Consider the following 16,511-nt stretch of genomic DNA (forward strand, 5'->3'; position numbering starts at 1 on the left):
ATCCGTAAAATCAAATGCATTTTACCAAAAAAACCTACTACTGCTTGGTAATAGGCGTTATGTCATCCAGCAGCGCCAATATGCTGTTCACTGGCGTGTTTGATCTTTGTCAGGATGTCTTTGATTTCGGCAGCTGATAGATAAGTCGGCACCGCATAAGTATCACTGACTTCTTTTGCCGCCGCTTTTGCGATGTCATCAAAATCACTGCTTTGCATGCCTTTTACCGTTGGGTCGATGTGTAAACTAGCAATCAAGTCGCGCACTTGCGCGATAAGATGATCGGCGATCTCAGCATCGCTATTACCAGCGTTGCCTTGCCTAATCATTCCTGTCTGCTTGGCCAGCTTGGCCAGTCTTTTTTTGCTTGCTTGACGATTGACGTCTAGCACATAAGGCAAGACGATGGCATTGGCACGACCATGAGGAATACCATAATACGCCCCTAGCTGGTGCGCGATGGCATGGACATAGCCAAGACCCGCTTTGTTAAAGGCGATGCCACCATAGTGCGCCGCTACTCCCATCTCTTTACGTGCTTTTAAATTACCACCATCTTGATACGCCAGTGGCAGATACTGCATGACAGATTTGACCGCAGACGCGGCATAATAATCGGTCTCAACGCTGGCGTTGGCACTCATCCATGCCTCTAAGGCATGCGTCAGTACATCGATACCGGTATCGGCGGTGATATGGGATGGCATGCCTTGCATGATGGCTGGATCGATAGCGGCTGCTAGAGGTACCATTCTGGGGTCAATCGACAGCGCTTTTTGGTGAGTTTTATCATCAGACACCACCGCGCCTAGAGTCGCCTCCGAGCCAGTACCAGCAGTGGTAGGAATACAATAAAGCGGTGCAGAGGGCTTTTTAGCTTTTAAAAGTCCGATCAATTGCTCAGGCTGGCATTTATTGCCTTGGGCCATGGCGATCATTTTGGCCGCATCAATAACCGAACCGCCGCCGATGGCAATAATCGAATCGCACTTGGCGGCGACAGATTGGCGCAATCCTTCTTTAACCACAGCAAACGTCGGGTCTGGCGTGATACCATCATAGATATGGTAGCGGATATTTTTTTCATCCAGATAGTCGGTGACTTTGGCAGGGATGCCCAGCTTATTAAGCACAGCATCTGTGACGATAAAGACATGAGCGTTGCCTTCATTTATCAGCATATCGCACAGCTCCTCGCATGAGGTCTCACCGACAAACAACATCGGTCTTCTAATCGGCACAACATAAGAAAACGCTTTTAGCACTTTGGCGCGAGTCTTGGCGACTGCCAGATAGCCTGCATGCTGTAAACCATTGGTATTGATCAATCTAGAGAGACGATTTGGGTGTTTCATGGGTACAAAAATCCTTTTTTATGATGTCTTTAAACCATGCCAGATACCCTATCACTGCTGTATCAAGCAAACGACTGTTTAAATTTATTGTACCACTGCCGTTTTTGTGATGTCGCACTTACTGTGAACTGCCTTGTTCTACTTTTCACTTTGTTCTGCTTTTCACGCTGTCATATTGTCATGCTGTCACACCATCACGGCCAAACCTGTCGCAAACGCGCTTAACCGCCATCCTTAGCCAGCCAATGCTCGTTGTCTCGCCCAAAAAACCAAATCATCACCACAGGTGCCAAAATAATTAGCCAAATACCATAAATAATCGGCAAGCCTAGCGCTACGGCAGTATAACTTAGCCCAATGACCACAAAGGCCATTAGTATCGCCATCATATTACGGCTCGACTTACGGCACATCAGCTCCCGCAGTATGGTGAGGGTCAATAAAAATACGCTGAGCATTCCACTTAGCATCCCCATCGCATACGTTTGAGATATCACATTGCCATTATCACCAGCGACAGATTCTGTAACCAAATTGAGCATACTGCCGAGACCTGCAATCGAGGCAAAAATAAAAAAGTGACCATAGCCAAATAAAAACAAATCATGACGGCGACGTTCTTTGTTTAAAATCCTATCAAAGGGTACGATAAAATATAGCCACCATAACGAAAACACCAAGGCCACCAAACTTGAGCCTAAAAATATGATGGAGCTGGCGGCTGATGCTGAATGGGTCAAAAAGTATTGAATGGTATTGCTAACCCCGACCACGCCCTCGCCCAATACGATGATGGTAAGCAAGCCATAACGCTCGGCAATGTGCCCAGGATGCCAGTTATCAAACTGCTCTGAGCGCGCCCAGACTGGCATCAGTAGCTCTGCTAGGATGAATAAAAACAAAGCAGGCGTCTGTAGAGACGCGGGCAAAAACAGCCAACTTATCCATAAGGCTTGTAAGCCTAGCAAGCCCACCATACTACGCCAAGCGACTTTTTGATGACCTGGTACTTGCCGATAAACGCGCCACCACTGGCTGCAGCTCGCCAGCCGCATAATGGCGTACCCTGTCACCCCAATCCATGTCAATCCTTGCTCATAAAATTGATGAATATTGGCTGCTATCATTAGTGAGCCAAACATCTGAAACATCACGGATATGCGATAAAACCAGTCGTCAGGGTCGTATCCCGAGGCAAACCAAGTAAAGCTGGTCCATGCATTCCAAAGGATAAAAAACGCCACAATAAAGGTCAAAAACCCCGATAAGTCATGCTCACTTAAACGGCTATAAAAACCATGAGCCGCCGCCGCTACGGCAATGACATAGACCAAGTCAAACAATAGTTCAAGCGTGGTCGAAGGCCTGTTTGGCTCACTGGTATCACGCGCTCGAATGGATTTTATTTTGAGCCTACTTATCATCTATGGTGTTCCAGATTTTATAAATTCGTATAGTTATTTTATTCTGACGGCTTAGGGCGTGTTGAACATTCAAATGTGGCACTGGCGGCGGCTATTTTTCAGGCAATACGCAGTGAAATTTTCGAAGCCTAGTCATTCTAGGATAGACAATTTCGCCATGTATTGGCAAAAAATAGCCCCGCCCCGAAGGGCTGATGCTAAAATCACCCCAAACGGTGTTGTAAACCTAGCTAAGGCCTCAACATTATCGTCGGTTTACGCCTAGTTTGGTGCGATTTTATCTATCAGCAGTCCTAATATTTGAATGTTCAATACGCCCTAAACTAAAGCATACTCGCCTGCAGTAATTGCTTGGCATACGGATGCTTTGGATTGTCAAAAACAGCTTCGGTCGCTCCAGACTCGATGCTCGTGCCTTCTTTTAGTACCATGATGTGCTGACACAGGGCACGCACCACTTTTAGATCATGACTGATAAACACATAACTGAGCTGTAGTTTTGCTTGAATCTCTCGTAGCAAACTGACCACAGTAACCTGTGTGCTACTATCAAGTGCAGACGTTGGCTCATCTAGTATCAATAGGCTTGGCTGCATGATTAGCGCACGGGCAAGCGCCACCCGCTGACGCTGACCGCCTGATAGCTCATGCGGATAGCGCTGGGCAAACTCACTCGGCAGATGCACTGTCGCTAAGCTCTCTATAACAGCGCTGTGACGTGTTTTTTTATCGACACCTTGAACCAACAGTCCTTCTTCGATGACTTGCATCACGGTCATGCGTGGGTTGATACTGGCAAAGGGGTCTTGAAATACCATCTGAATCTGCGAGCGGGATTTTCGCAGCTCACTCCTAGACAACGCCGCGATATCTTGGCCATTGACCATAACCTGACCACTGATGCGCGCTTGATGACTCAGTAATTGGCTCAGCGCCAGGGCAATGGTGGTTTTGCCAGAGCCGGACTCGCCAACGATACCGAGCGCTTGCCCTTTTTGCAGCGTCATATCGACGTTTTTTACTGCATCAAACCAGCGCTTGACGCCGCCAAACAGACTTTTTTCAATCGGAAACTGTACTTTTAAATGACTGACTTGCAATACGGTTGGCCGCTGACTTTGATTGTCATCAAATAGATCTAATGCTTGGCCAAAATCTTGCTCGATAAGGGTGCGAGTATAGTCAGCTGCTGGCTGATTAAACACCTCTGCCGTTGGCCCTTGTTCGACCGTCTGGCCCTGGCGCATGACGATGACGTTATCGCTATAGCGTTTGACCAAATTAAGATCATGGCTGATGAGTATCATTGCCATCTGATGCTGCCGCTTAAGCCTATCTAGCAGCTCAAGAATCTCATGCTGCAGAGTGACATCCAGCGCAGTGGTTGGCTCATCAGCGATTAAGATATCAGGCTGCTGCGCCAACGCCATGGCGATCATCACCCGCTGGCGTTGGCCGCCTGACAGCTCATGTGGATAGCGATGCAGCTTGTCAGCAGGGTCAGTAATATTGACATCACTTAGCAAAGCGATGCTCCTGTCTCGCCAGTGCTTTTTGGGTACGCCGCTTAGACGCAACGACTCGGCGATTTGCTTAGCAACGGTATGTAATGGGTTCAGCGCTGTCATCGGCTCTTGAAACACCATAGCGATGCGCTGACCACGGATAGCGCGCAGCGCTGCATCACGTGTTTTATGATTGCTTATCGGCAATGTCGTCATTTTTGCCGCGTCTGCCAACTGCACTTCACCTGTGACGCGCAAACTTTCGGGTAACAGTCCCAACAGTGCAAGACTGGCGATCGACTTGCCAGAGCCTGATTCACCGACGATAGCCAGCGTCTCCCCTTGTCGCAGCTCGTACGTTAGCTTATCGACTAAAACGATATCTGCGTCAGTGACGATACTAAGTTTATCTACTACCAGCATCAGCTTGTTTTGTACATTGCTATGATTGTCACCTAAAAGGCTGCTTTGTTCAGTAGTAGTTATCATATTGGCGTGTATCATCTTATCAGTTGTCATTTCAGGAGCGCCTCGGATCAAACGCATCACGCAACGCTTCGCCAACGAAGATGAGCAAGGATAAGATAAAAGTCAGACTAAAAAACCCTGATAAGGCCAGCCAAGGCGCATCAAGGTTGTTTTTGCCTTGTACCATCAGCTCACCAAGTGACGGCGAGCCAGGCGGTAAGCCATACCCTAAAAAATCTAGCGCGGTTAAGGCAATGATATTGGCCGTTAGGATAAACGGCAACTGCGATAAGCTAGAGGCCAAGGCATTGGGCAAGATATGCCTCATCATAATACGGCTGTCCGATACCCCAAGGTTACGAGCTGCGCGGACATAATCAAAGTTACGCGCCCGCAAAAACTCGGCGCGTACCAAACCGACCAATCCCATCCAGCCAAATAGTAGCATCATGGCAAACAGCATAAAGATGCTCGGACTAAACAAGCTGACCAAAATAATAATCATAAACAGCTGCGGCATCCCGCCCCACACTTCCATAAATCGCTGGCCTGCCAAATCCACCCAGCCACCGTAATAGCCTTGTATCGCCCCTACAATAATACCAATCATCGCCCCCGCTAGCGTCAAAGCGATACCAAACAGTAATGATACCCGCATACCATAAAGTATACGCGCCAGCACATCACGGCCCAAATCATCCGTACCCAGCCAGTTTTGGCTATTGGGCGGCGCAGGATAAGGCAGACCCAGCGCAACGTTTGGCGTCTGATCGGCAAAGGGAATGGGCGGCATCACATAAAAGCCTTGCTCATTAATCAGCGTTTGCACCGCAGGGTCTTTATAATTGGTTTCGGTCTCAAACACACCGCCAAACGTCGTTTCAGGATAGGCCTTTAGCACGGGAAAATAGTAATCGCCTTGATACTGCACCAGTAGCGGCTTGTCATTGGCAATCACATTGGCTGCCATACAAAGGACAAATATCAGGGCAAAAATAGCGAGCGATACGACGCCAAGACGATTACGGCGAAAGCGGTTTAGGCGTGCTTGCCAGATAGGATTTAGGCGGCGTTTTTTTGTCATCGTCATAGACGGACTTGCAGGCGCTGAAGGTGATGGTTGACTTGACATTAGCGACCCTCAAAATCAATACGCGGATCAATAAGGTGATAACTTAAATCACTGATGAGCTGCAATAGTAGACCAACTAAGGTAAAGATAAACAGCGTGCCAAATATCACTGGATAATCACGCTGCTGAATGGCCTCAAAGCCAAGCAGTCCTAAACCATCGAGTTTAAAGATGATTTCAATAAGAAAATTACCGGCAAAGAAAATCCCAACGATGGCCGCGGGGATACCGGCGATGATAATCAGCATCGCGTTACGAAACACATGACCGTACAGCACTTGACGCGCGCCTAAGCCTTTGGCGCGTGCGGTGAGGACATACTGCTTACCCAGCTCCTCTAAAAAGCTAAACTTGGTCAAATAGGTTAAGCCTGCAAAACCACCAACGGTACTTGCCAGCAGTGGCAGTGCCAGATGCCAAAAGTAATCTTTTACTTTACCCAAGGTACTTAACTGATCAAAATTCTCGGAGGTCAGTCCTTGCAGTGGAAAGATATTCCAGTAGCTGCCACCCGCAAAAAACACCAGCAGTATGACGGCAAACACAAACACAGGTATCGCATGACCGATAGCCAGCAGCATAGCGGTGGCTTTATCAATCCCTGAGCCATGATGCATGGCTTTGTAGATACCAAGTGGGATGGCAATCATATATATCAGCAGCGTACTCCACAGCCCAAGTGAGATAGAGACTGGCAGCTTTTCTATAATCAGATCGGTCACCGTCTGACCCTTAAAAAACGACTCACCAAAATCTAACTGGGCGTAGTTCTTTAGCATCAGCCAAAAGCGCTCAGGCGCTGACTTATCAAAGCCATATTGCGCATTGATTGCGGCTACCATCTCCTCAGATAGGCCGCGCGTGCCTTGGTAGGTACTATCATTGCCGCCTGCACTGCCCGCGCCGATATTGCCGCCAAGCGCATTGTCTTTTGCGCCCTGCTCAATCAATGCTAGCTGCTGCTCCACAGGACCGCCTGGCGCCGCTTGTACAATCACAAAGTTCGCCAACAATATCAAAAATAGCGTCGGTAATATCAGCAGCAATCTTTTTAAGATATAACGACCCATATGTCAGCTTCCTAAAATAATTAGAAGTTGTTTTTCAGCTCACGTAGCGCGGCAAATACCGTCAGTGATTTATCATCATCGATCGCTATCTTGGCCTTGACACCTGCGATCACACTCGGCTCCTGAGTGCGCAAAAACACATTAACAGCACGCTCATGCGCTAAGGTCACCGGCAGTGTCGGGATGCCTTGGGCGGTCTTTTCTTCTGCTTGCGCCAATGCTTGCTGCATCGCCTCATTGGCAGGCTCGATAGAGAGACCAAAGCGTAGATTGCTAGCGGTATACTCGTGTGCCGGATACAGTAATGTCTCGGCAGGCAGTCCGTTTAAACGCTTAAAGCTCTCATGCAGCTGCTCTATCGTTCCTGTAAACACGCGGCCGCAGCCAGCACTAAACAAGGTATCTCCGCAAAAGCAATGCTTTTGACCATCGATATCTAAGACATAAGCCACGTGACTTGCCGTATGACCCGACACGTCCCATACTTGCGCCGCGCAGCCCCAGGCACTGACCGTGCTGCCATCCTTGATGGTCTGGTCTTCATCGACCGTATGCTCGCCATGGGCCACCAGATGCGTCATCGGATAAGACTCTTGTAGCTCTGCCACACCGCCGATATGATCATGATGATGGTGGGTGGTCCAGATAGACGTCAGCTCCAGCTCATTGTCTTCTAGATAAGCAGCGACAGGCTCAGCTTGACCCGGATCAATGACGATGGCTTGCTTGTTATTTTCATTAATGAGCGCCCAGATATAGTTGTCATTAAACGCTTTAATCGGGTGAATACGAATACTCATATCAAATCCTTACCAGTAGTTATAGGTGTTGCTTATCTTTTTATTCAAGTATTGAGAATGGCTATTTTTGATAAACGATACGTTAGATCTTGGGTGCCCAAGCCATCGTTTATTTTTTCAAGTAGTTATTAACGCGCGCTTCGGCTGCTTTATCCACCCACCAGTAGTCGATTCCGACTGCATTGGTCGGCAGTGTGCCATTATGGCGATACTGATTCCAGTAGGCAACATTGGTACTAGATTTGCCATATAGCGGTACCATATAGTGACCTGCGCGTAGCAGACGATCAAGGACGTGCGTATATAAAACAATCTCTTCACGACTTTCGGCGTCGCCTAATCGCTCTATCACCTCATCTATCGCCGCGTTTTTGATACCCGCCGTGTTTCGGTTGCCCGTCTCATCGGCAGCGCTACTACCCCAAAACCCTACTTGCTCAGCACCAGGCGATAAGCTTTGGGCAAATTTATTGACCACCATATCATAATCAAAGCGGCGCATTCGCTCGTAATATTGTGGGCCATCGACTTGCCGCAAGGTCGCATCGAACCCTAGACGCTTGAGATTACGAATATAAGGCAGCAATACACGTCCCATGGCCTCGCCCGTCATCAGCATCTCAATCCGAGCACGCTTACCATTAGGCTGATATAGCTGCATATCGTCATAATAAAAACCTGCATCTAGCAAAAGCGCACGCGCCTTTAATAACCCTTCACGATTAAAGCCACTACCATCACTGGTGGGCAGTTGCCACTCCGTTAATACTGCACGGCGCTGTATCGGTTCAAGCTTAGATAGCAATGGACTCAATACCTGCATCTCGGTAGGCGATGGCGTACCAGAAGCCGCAAGCTCCGAGCCATGAAAAAAGCTTTGCAGGCGCTCATACTGACCATGAAACAGTGTCTTATTCATCCATTCAAAGTCATAAGCGGCGCTCAGTGCTTGGCGCACGCGAATGTCTTGAAACAATGGCCGGCGCAAATTCATCACCAGCGCCTGCATAGGTACTGGGTTTTGACTGCTGATGGTTTCTTTTTTAATGAGCCCTGCTTTTACCGCTGGGAAGCGATAACCAGTTGCCCAGTTTGATGCTTTATTTTCTGGGCGAAAGCGATATTGACCAGACTTAAACCCTTCAAAGGCAATCTCATCACTTTGGTAGTAGACAAACTTAATCCTATCAAAGTTATAGCGACCGCGATTGACCATCAAATCCCGCCCCCAATAATTGGGGTCACGAACATAGCTGACTGAACGCCCTGCATCGACGCGGCCTAGCTTATAAGGCCCACTGCCCATGAGCGGCGTTAGGCTGATTTTTTCAAAGTCGGTATCAATAGAGGATTTGGCAAACACTGGAAACTGCCCGACTGTTAATAGAATCTCTTTATTATCATCGGAGGTAAAGACAAACTTGACTCGCCGCTTATCGACAATTTGGATGTCTTTGATATCGCCCAAATAGCTACGAATATACATCGGGCCTTTATTTAATATGGCGTCATAAGTGGCTTTGACATCATGACTGGTGACCTCTGTGCCATCCCAAAAACGCGCCGCAGGATTGATATGATAGATAATCCAGCTGGTATCATCCGGGTCGTAGGTGACTTTGCTGGCCAACTGCGGATACATGGTAAAGGCTTCATCTAATGATCCGGTCATCAACGTGTCGTACAGATAGTCGGTACCGACCATCGCCACCCCCGTGGTCATCCATTTATTGGCCGCATTAAAGGTGCCGCGCGCATCGAGTGACAGTGTGCCGCCTTTGGGCGCATTTGGATTGGCATAGGGCATATATGGGGCGTCGGCATATTCAGTGGTGCTATTATGACCAAGCGCTGTCGTGGTGACAGGCGCTGCCATAGCTATCGGCAGCCAGCTGATGACCAGAGCAAACAAAACGGTTTTTGGCAGGGCTTTTTTGGGCGTCATGGGGTATCAATAGACCTCTTTACTTACCGTACCTATCATCGCGAAAACGTGAGCATTATAGCCATAACACGTAAAAAACAATGCCAAGCTCTGCCCTCGGAAAATTTTATCATAACAAACTTAGGTTTTTTCACCTAATGATTTGCTGGATTGATGTCGTCATGCTCGAGGCTTTTTTGATAATACAGCGCAGCGATGAGGTGGATTTACATCAGTAGAGGCACGTTTTTAGGTATACAGCAGGTTTGCCCAGCGGTTTTTTTGACTGACAATAAAAGCGCCTGCTCATAAAAAAGACGCCACTTATAAAAGTGGCGTCCTTTTTGTCTTTTTATCTTTTAGTATTTGTGTGATAGCGTTTGAGTTATAGCGACCGCTTGATTAAGCGTGCTTTTTTTCAAAGGCAATCATAAAATCCACCAGCTGCTGTACCCACTCAAGCGGTACGGCATTATAAATACTGGCACGCATACCGCCGACATCACGGTGACCTTTTAGGTTCAATAGTCCTGCGGCCTCTGACTCTTCTAAAAACACCTTATCCAGACTGCTGTCTGCCAAGGTGAAAGGCACGTTCATGATAGAGCGATGCTCAGGGGCAACGGGGTTGTTATAAAAACTGCTGTCGTCAATGGTTTGGTAGAGCAAGTCGGCTTTTTGCTGGTTAATCTTGCCGATCGCAGCCACGCCGCCCTGCGCCTCTAACCAATCAAACACCAATCCTGCCAAGTACCATGAGTACGTCGCTGGGGTGTTTGACATCGACGCTTTTTCGACTTGGTGCTCATAGTTCATGAGCATAGGGCACCACTCACTGGCACGGCCAAGCAAGTCTTCACGGATGATGACAATGATAAGACCTGCCGGACCGATGTTTTTTTGGGCGCCGGCGTAAATCATGCCAAACTTTGACACATCTATCGGCTGCGACAAAATGCAAGAAGACATATCGGCAATAATAGGCGCGTCGACTTGTGGCGGCTCAAATACCTGTAGACCGTGAATGGTTTCGTTGGCACAGTAGTGAAAATACGCCGCATCGTCGCTTAGGTTCCACTCGCTTTGGGCTGGCACGTCAGTAAAGTTACTGTCTTTGCCAGTGGCGACCACATTGACTGCGCCCAACCCCAAGGCTTCATAGCGTTTGGCTTCTTTGACCGCTTTACCTGACCAAGCGCCCGTCGTTAAATAGTCACCGCGCCCACCATTTAATAAATTCAGAGGAATCGCCGAAAACTGTAAGCTGGCACCGCCTTGCAAAAACAGCACTTTATAGTTATCTGGAATCTCCATCAATGCCCGTAACTTGCTCTCAGCCTTTTCTGTGATAGCGACATAGTCTTTACTACGATGGCTCATCTCCATCACCGAAAGGCCGCGCCCTTGCCAGTCAAGCAGCTCGCTTTGTGCACGCTCTAAGACGGTGGTGGGCATGGTCGCAGGACCCGCACAGAAGTTTGGCAGACGATGCGCGGCAGCGTTTGGATTGGTAGAGGCGTTGGATGTGCGGATGGATTCTGGGGTTGTAGACATGGTTATTATCCTAAATTGATGAGGTCATCATTGTTGGTTAACAGCTAAGCTGATTAACGATTAAAGCGCCTAGGGCGAATTTTTAAAGGCATTGTAAGTCTGGCAGTTTTTCTTGTTATCTCAAACGCTCAGTTATGTTTATTTACGAGACAGGTTTTGCTATCTGTTGCCAAAATTGCCGCTTCAGACGGCTATCGGCGAGCATCTCATCCAAAGTTGGGAGCGTAGTTAGGGCAGGATGCGTCAACCCGTCAGGCAAGGCCGTCAAAGCCGCCACTTGCACCTCTTCACTACGCCCAATCTTAAAAACATAGCCTGCTAAGCTGGCATTAGCAAGCTCAGCGGTATCCATACCCGCACAGATCGGAAACGACGTGGTCTCACAAGTCATCGATAATGCTTGGGTGATGTTTTGCCACAGTTTTTGGCTGTCACCACTGAGGGTTTGCATGTCCACCAGTATGACCCAGTTGCCGTAGCGGCCACCTTGCAAACTAAACGGCAACACCTTTTTGTTGCTCTCATCAGCATATTTATCTGCTGATGCATGTATCGCTGATGGCGCAGCAGTGGTTGTTTTTACGGCGTCAACGAGTGGTGCCACCACCTGGGCGACGGTTGGTAGAGCAGGCTCGCCATCCAAATAGGCATCATCGTGATAAGCAGGCGTATCGCTCGTGTCTAAGTAATTTGACGAGCCATCATCGATGTGGTGAGGATAGCGGTCATTGACGGGGCTTTGGGTATTCCACGCTGCATCGCTGTCGCTGACATCGCTGACAGGACTGCGCTGCGAAGAGGCAAGAGAGACGCTAGGACTTGAGAGGTCTGACTGACTTTCGCTAATGGCGGGAATATCAGCCATGCTTAGCGTCGCAGCATCTGGGCGCACCCACTGATCGATACCCATCATCGCTAGGATTTGGCGCTGCTGCACACGGCGCTGTAGTACAATTTGCGGATCTTGGATATCACTCATGCGGTTCTGCTGTCTTATTTTTTAATTGAGAGCGGGCGATGTTAAAAAAGCTGGCGAACGCCTAACCAATGCTCTGCCAGCATCATCAGGCAGTCGTATTCATCTTGACTGATTATCGTATCGTGTAACATGACAGTATGCAATGTACTTAGCCATCGTCGATACTCATTATAATCTATTTGGCCGCTATCCTGTTGTCTCTTGCCACAATTATTATCTTCCGCCTTATGAGTGCTCGCTGTATCAGCATGGTCCGCGTGATACGCTGGCACCATACAGACCACCGCTAACAGCTGGCTACTATTTAAGTGAGATGCGGTCATTAACAACCACTGTAGATTTGCATCGCTGACGGCATTTAAGTCAATATCAATCAAACGGGCATGCCGCCTCACATCCACGATGTAGCGTGCGGCACTCTCCCATGCTGGCAGTCTATGGCGGTGGGCGTTTTTGGACAGCCGATACGCCAGTAGTATCAGCACCGACCTCCTCACGGCATCCAGACCAGAAAACACCTGACCTGATGGGTCAAGCTGCGCGCCTATATCCTCCATACCCGCCTGCAATAGCGCCTGCCTGCCAGACGGCTTATCGGTATTTTTGTCATTTAACACCGCAGAAAGCGTTGGCAATAACCGCTGTAAATGTAGCGCTTGCCATAATGACACAATAGACACTTCTTGTGACTTGGTGCATGCTACTTGATCAGATACTGATAATGGTGTATCTGTGCCAGACACAAGGTCTGCTGAGATATCCTGAGCAAAGTCAAAGGTTAAATCCACCGCCAGCTGGCGAGCAAACAGCTGTAGTAAACCGCACTGATAGCGAGCGAGCATGGTACGGCTGCTTTGTTGCTGCTGATAATGCTGATGGGCGTGGTGGTCATGGCTGCGCTCGTTTTGCAGGCGCTGTGCATTAACTGTCTGTGCCGATAAGTCTTGCTGATGCAGCTGCTTTATCGCAAAAACCAGCACCGCACTGTCTAAGCGCCGATCCAAATTGGCCACCGCTGTCAGCAATTTAGCATCTATCGTATGCGGTAAGATGAGCGGGTTGTTATGACTGTCATGATTGCTATCTACAGTGGACGCTGCGCGTTCCTTACCTTGATATTGTTGCGTATTACTTTGCGATACTTCATCACAGCTAACCCCTTCCCAAATGTCGTGTAAATCATATTTCATCGTCGTCGTCAGCAAGCGCCGTTGATGGCATAACATGATGGCTTCGATCAAAGCTTGCGCGCCCAATGGATGATGACTGTGATCCAGCACGTACTGCGGCAGGCAAACCTGATGCAAATCGTCGCTATCGATCCATGATTTTTTTGGTAAATCGCTATCGGGTTTTGCCATCCATGGCTTTAGCAGCTGACAGGCACCTATATCCTCTGCTGATACTTGCAAGCGACCGTCAATCACGACATCTTCTTTTTTGGTAAAGGGCAGCGCCGACTCTGCCTCTAAGGCATTATTAGGCTCATTGATTAAAAAATCGACGTTTTCTCTGATGTTTTCTTCAGCATTTTTGTCTTTTTTGGTGGCAATAGTAGAGAGGTTACTAAAAATTGATTTTTTATCTTTACTTAGGCTATTTGCTTGGACTTCGCCCCAATCACCCAAGCGGCGCTGCTCATAAATTTCTTTTATCTTTTGCTGATTGAGATGTTTTTCTTTAGCCACTTGCACGGCGAAATCGTGATAAGCGTTGGCATTGATGGCACTCATGCGCTCAGCCAAACTTGGATGCGTGGCAAACCAAGAGACATCACCCAAATCAGCACCACTACTGGCAAAAAAGAAATGACTTAATCCATTGATATCGGCGATACCAGTTAAGCGCGAACCAAGCGCATCTTGATGAATGGCCTTTAAGGTTTCCATAATAGCCGGCGAACGTGTCAGCTGCACACTGGTCGCATCGGCAAGCAACTCGCGCTCACGGTTAAAGCTGTGTTTGATCAACTGAGCGCTGGCCATACTCGAAAAGCTCAGTCCATGGATTAATAATGTCCAAATATTACGCGGCGCTTGACTATCGAATTTATCATTATGTTGTAGCCATCTTGACTGACTCTTAGCTGAAGATTGCTGGCTTTGCGACTGGTTTTGCCAGTAGGCTACCCATTCGCTATGAGTGTTAAAATTAGCAGTTTGCGCCTCAGTAATACGCGCCTGGCTGTCAATAGCTCTTTGTGATAAGGGGTTATTCTGATTAACTGCATTGTTAAAATAGTTTTGCTGGTTGCTTTTATAACCAGTACCAAAATTATTAATAGAATCGCTCCAATCATAGAGTAACTGCAAGCCTGCTAACACCACCATTAGCTGTAAATTAAACGTCGCATCACCATGCAAGATATGACCATACTCATGCCCTATCAGCCCGTATAGCGCCTCATCAGATAGCTTGTCTAGCGCGCCCTGCGTCACGACCAATACCATGTCTTGACTGTGACGACCAGCGACAAAACCATTGATACCTTGCTCATCAGGCAGCACGTACAATATCGGCATACGCAGCCCCGATGCAATAGCCAGCTGCTGAGCGATTTCGTAGTAACGGCGATAGACAGGCGGAAAGTCTCGCTCATCACGCACTGCAATCTGACGGTCACTAAAGCGAATTTTTTTGGCCGCCGTGTGCTGCTGAGCCACCCCTTGACTGTGCTCCCAAGCATCCTGACTGCTATCGATAAACAGACGAACCGCCCCCACGCGTTGAGCAATCGCGCGGCCACCCGCTCTAAGGCGGCTATACTCTACAAAACTACCACCAACAAAACTCGCTATGATCCAAACGGTGACCAAAACCAACGCCCAGTAGTAGACGCCCCCTGTAAATATCGTCAACAACAACCACACGACCCCGAGAGCCACTGCTATATGAGCCAAGACGATCAAAAAAAACAGCCCATAAAGTAACAGACTGCGGCGCGTGCGTATCCGCTGCTGAGCAAAAAAATCCATCCGCTTATCTCAAATTGGCGACACTTTTTGTGCTTTTACTCGGCATCTTAAGTCATATCTACAACAGGGGCTTTGGCAATGGCTTCTCTGTCTGCAAAGACCAGTGGGCTGAGCGGACGAAAGCCAAAAGTGCTACTGACAAGATTGTTTGGAAACACCTCACGGTCGTTATTATAAAACATCACACTATCGTTATAGTGCTGACGGGCAAAGCCTATACGGTTTTCGGTATTGGTCAGCTCATCCATCAGCTCTTTGATCATGCTATCCGCTTTTAGCTCAGGATACGCCTCCACCACCGCTGAGAGTTGCCCCAAAGCTTTAGATAGCATGCCTTCTGCTTGGGCAAACAACGCCATATGCGCGGGCGACTCTGGCTTATGATGCGTAGAGTCTTGCAGGCTTTGGGCGTGATTACGGGCGCTAATCACACGGCTTAAGGTCTCTTCTTCATGCGTCAGATAACGCTTGGCGGCCTCAACCAAGTTTGGAATCAAGTCATGACGACGCTTGAGCTGGACATCTATCTGCGCAAAACCATTTTTTGCTTGATTGCGCGCGCGTACCAATTTATTAAATATCGACACCCCAAACACGACCAGTAGTACCATGAATATAATCAGTAGCCAAACAAACATCTTCATAAGCAAATCCCAATGTGTCTAGAGTATTAATGATACGTTAATACCTTGTATTTTAGCTTAAATTTATCTATGAAGCGCTAGCATCGGGCAATTTTTAGATAAAAAAAAGCCCTTTATGATAAAGGACTGAATATCGAAAACTGCTTTTGATGTTTTATAATTTTGATGTACTAGAGAGGCATGGAGATAGGTATTAAGCAAAACAGGCTGTGACTGGACAATGATAAAGACCAATATCAAATTTTAGGCAAAAAAAAGCGACTCCGCCAGCACATCCTCGGCACACATTGTATCTACTACCGTTGCTACCTTCCGGTCCTGGCGGGATTCATAGTACAATGTTGCGAGGCTACCAACGGAGCCACCAGAGCAGATTATACAAGATTTTTTTAGTATTACAACCCCTATCGTAAAACTGTATGCTTTTTGACAAAAAAAACGGTCAAACTTGGTGACAAAACCCTTACAAGCACAGGCAAAAAACTTTGCTATTTTAGCAAATAGCTATCAGAGCATATCTTTGACTATAAATAGCTTAACAAAGCAGCCCAACAAAATAGCCATCAACAAAAAACAACGCAATAAAAGATAAGTCGACCAAAATAGCATTCAGCATCACTTTGAGCCAGCACCGTACGTTTGGTAACGCCCACTACGGCTCTAGAGAACTATGATTTATTA

General features: G+C 47.8%; 11 protein-coding genes and 1 other RNA gene. All 12 read right to left on the bottom strand.

Translation table 11 applies throughout. The features are described from left to right. Window positions 1-62: 62 nt before the first annotated feature. Window positions 63-1,355 carry an iron-containing alcohol dehydrogenase gene (locus tag AADH33_RS07185; RefSeq protein ID WP_348548429.1) on the bottom strand — a complete coding sequence of 431 codons (1,293 nt, stop codon included), beginning with the start codon at window positions 1,353-1,355 and terminating at the stop codon, window positions 63-65. Window positions 1,356-1,576: 221 nt separating this feature from the next. Continuing rightward, entirely contained in the window at window positions 1,577-2,779 is a 1,203-nt protein-coding gene (locus tag AADH33_RS07190; RefSeq protein ID WP_348548430.1) for a low temperature requirement protein A, read from the bottom strand. Window positions 2,780-3,102: 323 nt separating this feature from the next. Further along, complete coding sequence (locus tag AADH33_RS07195; RefSeq protein WP_348548431.1) at window positions 3,103-4,803, bottom strand: ABC transporter ATP-binding protein; 1,701 nt, start codon at window positions 4,801-4,803, stop codon at window positions 3,103-3,105. A gap of 1 nt (window position 4,804) precedes the next feature. Beyond that, complete coding sequence (locus AADH33_RS07200; RefSeq protein WP_198336850.1) at window positions 4,805-5,842, bottom strand: ABC transporter permease; 1,038 nt, start codon at window positions 5,840-5,842, stop codon at window positions 4,805-4,807. 41 nt (window positions 5,843-5,883) lie between these two features. Continuing rightward, the gene (yejB, locus tag AADH33_RS07205) at window positions 5,884-6,954 is read right to left on the bottom strand and encodes a microcin C ABC transporter permease YejB (RefSeq protein ID WP_348548432.1); all 1,071 of its coding nucleotides are present in this window, start codon (window positions 6,952-6,954) and stop codon (window positions 5,884-5,886) included. A 20-nt stretch (window positions 6,955-6,974) separates the two neighbouring features. Further along, window positions 6,975-7,754: a hydroxyacylglutathione hydrolase gene (gloB, locus tag AADH33_RS07210; RefSeq protein WP_348548433.1), complete on the bottom strand. Its 780-nt coding sequence runs from the start codon at window positions 7,752-7,754 to the stop codon at window positions 6,975-6,977. A 109-nt stretch (window positions 7,755-7,863) separates the two neighbouring features. After that, window positions 7,864-9,699: an extracellular solute-binding protein gene (locus AADH33_RS07215; RefSeq protein ID WP_348548434.1), complete on the bottom strand. Its 1,836-nt coding sequence runs from the start codon at window positions 9,697-9,699 to the stop codon at window positions 7,864-7,866. A 381-nt stretch (window positions 9,700-10,080) separates the two neighbouring features. Then, window positions 10,081-11,232, bottom strand: a complete 1,152-nt coding sequence (serC, locus tag AADH33_RS07220; RefSeq protein WP_348548435.1) for a 3-phosphoserine/phosphohydroxythreonine transaminase — start codon at window positions 11,230-11,232, stop codon at window positions 10,081-10,083. Window positions 11,233-11,374: 142 nt separating this feature from the next. Further along, window positions 11,375-12,211 carry a hypothetical protein gene (locus AADH33_RS07225; protein WP_348548436.1) on the bottom strand — a complete coding sequence of 279 codons (837 nt, stop codon included), beginning with the start codon at window positions 12,209-12,211 and terminating at the stop codon, window positions 11,375-11,377. Window positions 12,212-12,252: 41 nt separating this feature from the next. Next, window positions 12,253-15,186 carry a M48 family metalloprotease gene (locus AADH33_RS07230; protein WP_348548437.1) on the bottom strand — a complete coding sequence of 978 codons (2,934 nt, stop codon included), beginning with the start codon at window positions 15,184-15,186 and terminating at the stop codon, window positions 12,253-12,255. Between the two features lie 47 nt (window positions 15,187-15,233). Further along, window positions 15,234-15,830, bottom strand: a complete 597-nt coding sequence (locus AADH33_RS07235; RefSeq protein ID WP_348548438.1) for a LemA family protein — start codon at window positions 15,828-15,830, stop codon at window positions 15,234-15,236. A 261-nt stretch (window positions 15,831-16,091) separates the two neighbouring features. Beyond that, window positions 16,092-16,188, bottom strand: an RNA gene (gene ffs, locus AADH33_RS07240) — signal recognition particle sRNA small type. Window positions 16,189-16,511 lie beyond the last annotated feature (323 nt).

Origin of the sequence: Psychrobacter sp. KFRI-CH2-11 (assembly GCF_038239325.1) — a bacterium.
In the GTDB taxonomy this organism is placed as follows: Bacteria; Pseudomonadota; Gammaproteobacteria; order Pseudomonadales; family Moraxellaceae; genus Psychrobacter; species Psychrobacter celer.

Excerpts from the sequence above, each read along its gene's own strand:
- AADH33_RS07235 (WP_348548438.1), bottom strand. The coding sequence starts at position 15,830 with ATGAAGATGTTTGTTTGGCTACTGATTATATTCATGGTACTACTGGTC.
- gloB (WP_348548433.1), bottom strand. The coding sequence starts at position 7,754 with ATGAGTATTCGTATTCACCCGATTAAAGCGTTTAATGACAACTATATC.
- AADH33_RS07225 (WP_348548436.1), bottom strand. The coding sequence starts at position 12,211 with ATGAGTGATATCCAAGATCCGCAAATTGTACTACAGCGCCGTGTGCAG.
- AADH33_RS07200 (WP_198336850.1), bottom strand. The coding sequence starts at position 5,842 with ATGACGATGACAAAAAAACGCCGCCTAAATCCTATCTGGCAAGCACGC.
- AADH33_RS07195 (WP_348548431.1), bottom strand. The coding sequence starts at position 4,803 with ATGACAACTGATAAGATGATACACGCCAATATGATAACTACTACTGAA.
- serC (WP_348548435.1), bottom strand. The coding sequence starts at position 11,232 with ATGTCTACAACCCCAGAATCCATCCGCACATCCAACGCCTCTACCAAT.
- AADH33_RS07230 (WP_348548437.1), bottom strand. The coding sequence starts at position 15,186 with ATGGATTTTTTTGCTCAGCAGCGGATACGCACGCGCCGCAGTCTGTTA.
- AADH33_RS07190 (WP_348548430.1), bottom strand. The coding sequence starts at position 2,779 with ATGATAAGTAGGCTCAAAATAAAATCCATTCGAGCGCGTGATACCAGT.
- AADH33_RS07185 (WP_348548429.1), bottom strand. The coding sequence starts at position 1,355 with ATGAAACACCCAAATCGTCTCTCTAGATTGATCAATACCAATGGTTTA.
- AADH33_RS07215 (WP_348548434.1), bottom strand. The coding sequence starts at position 9,699 with ATGACGCCCAAAAAAGCCCTGCCAAAAACCGTTTTGTTTGCTCTGGTC.
- yejB (WP_348548432.1), bottom strand. The coding sequence starts at position 6,954 with ATGGGTCGTTATATCTTAAAAAGATTGCTGCTGATATTACCGACGCTA.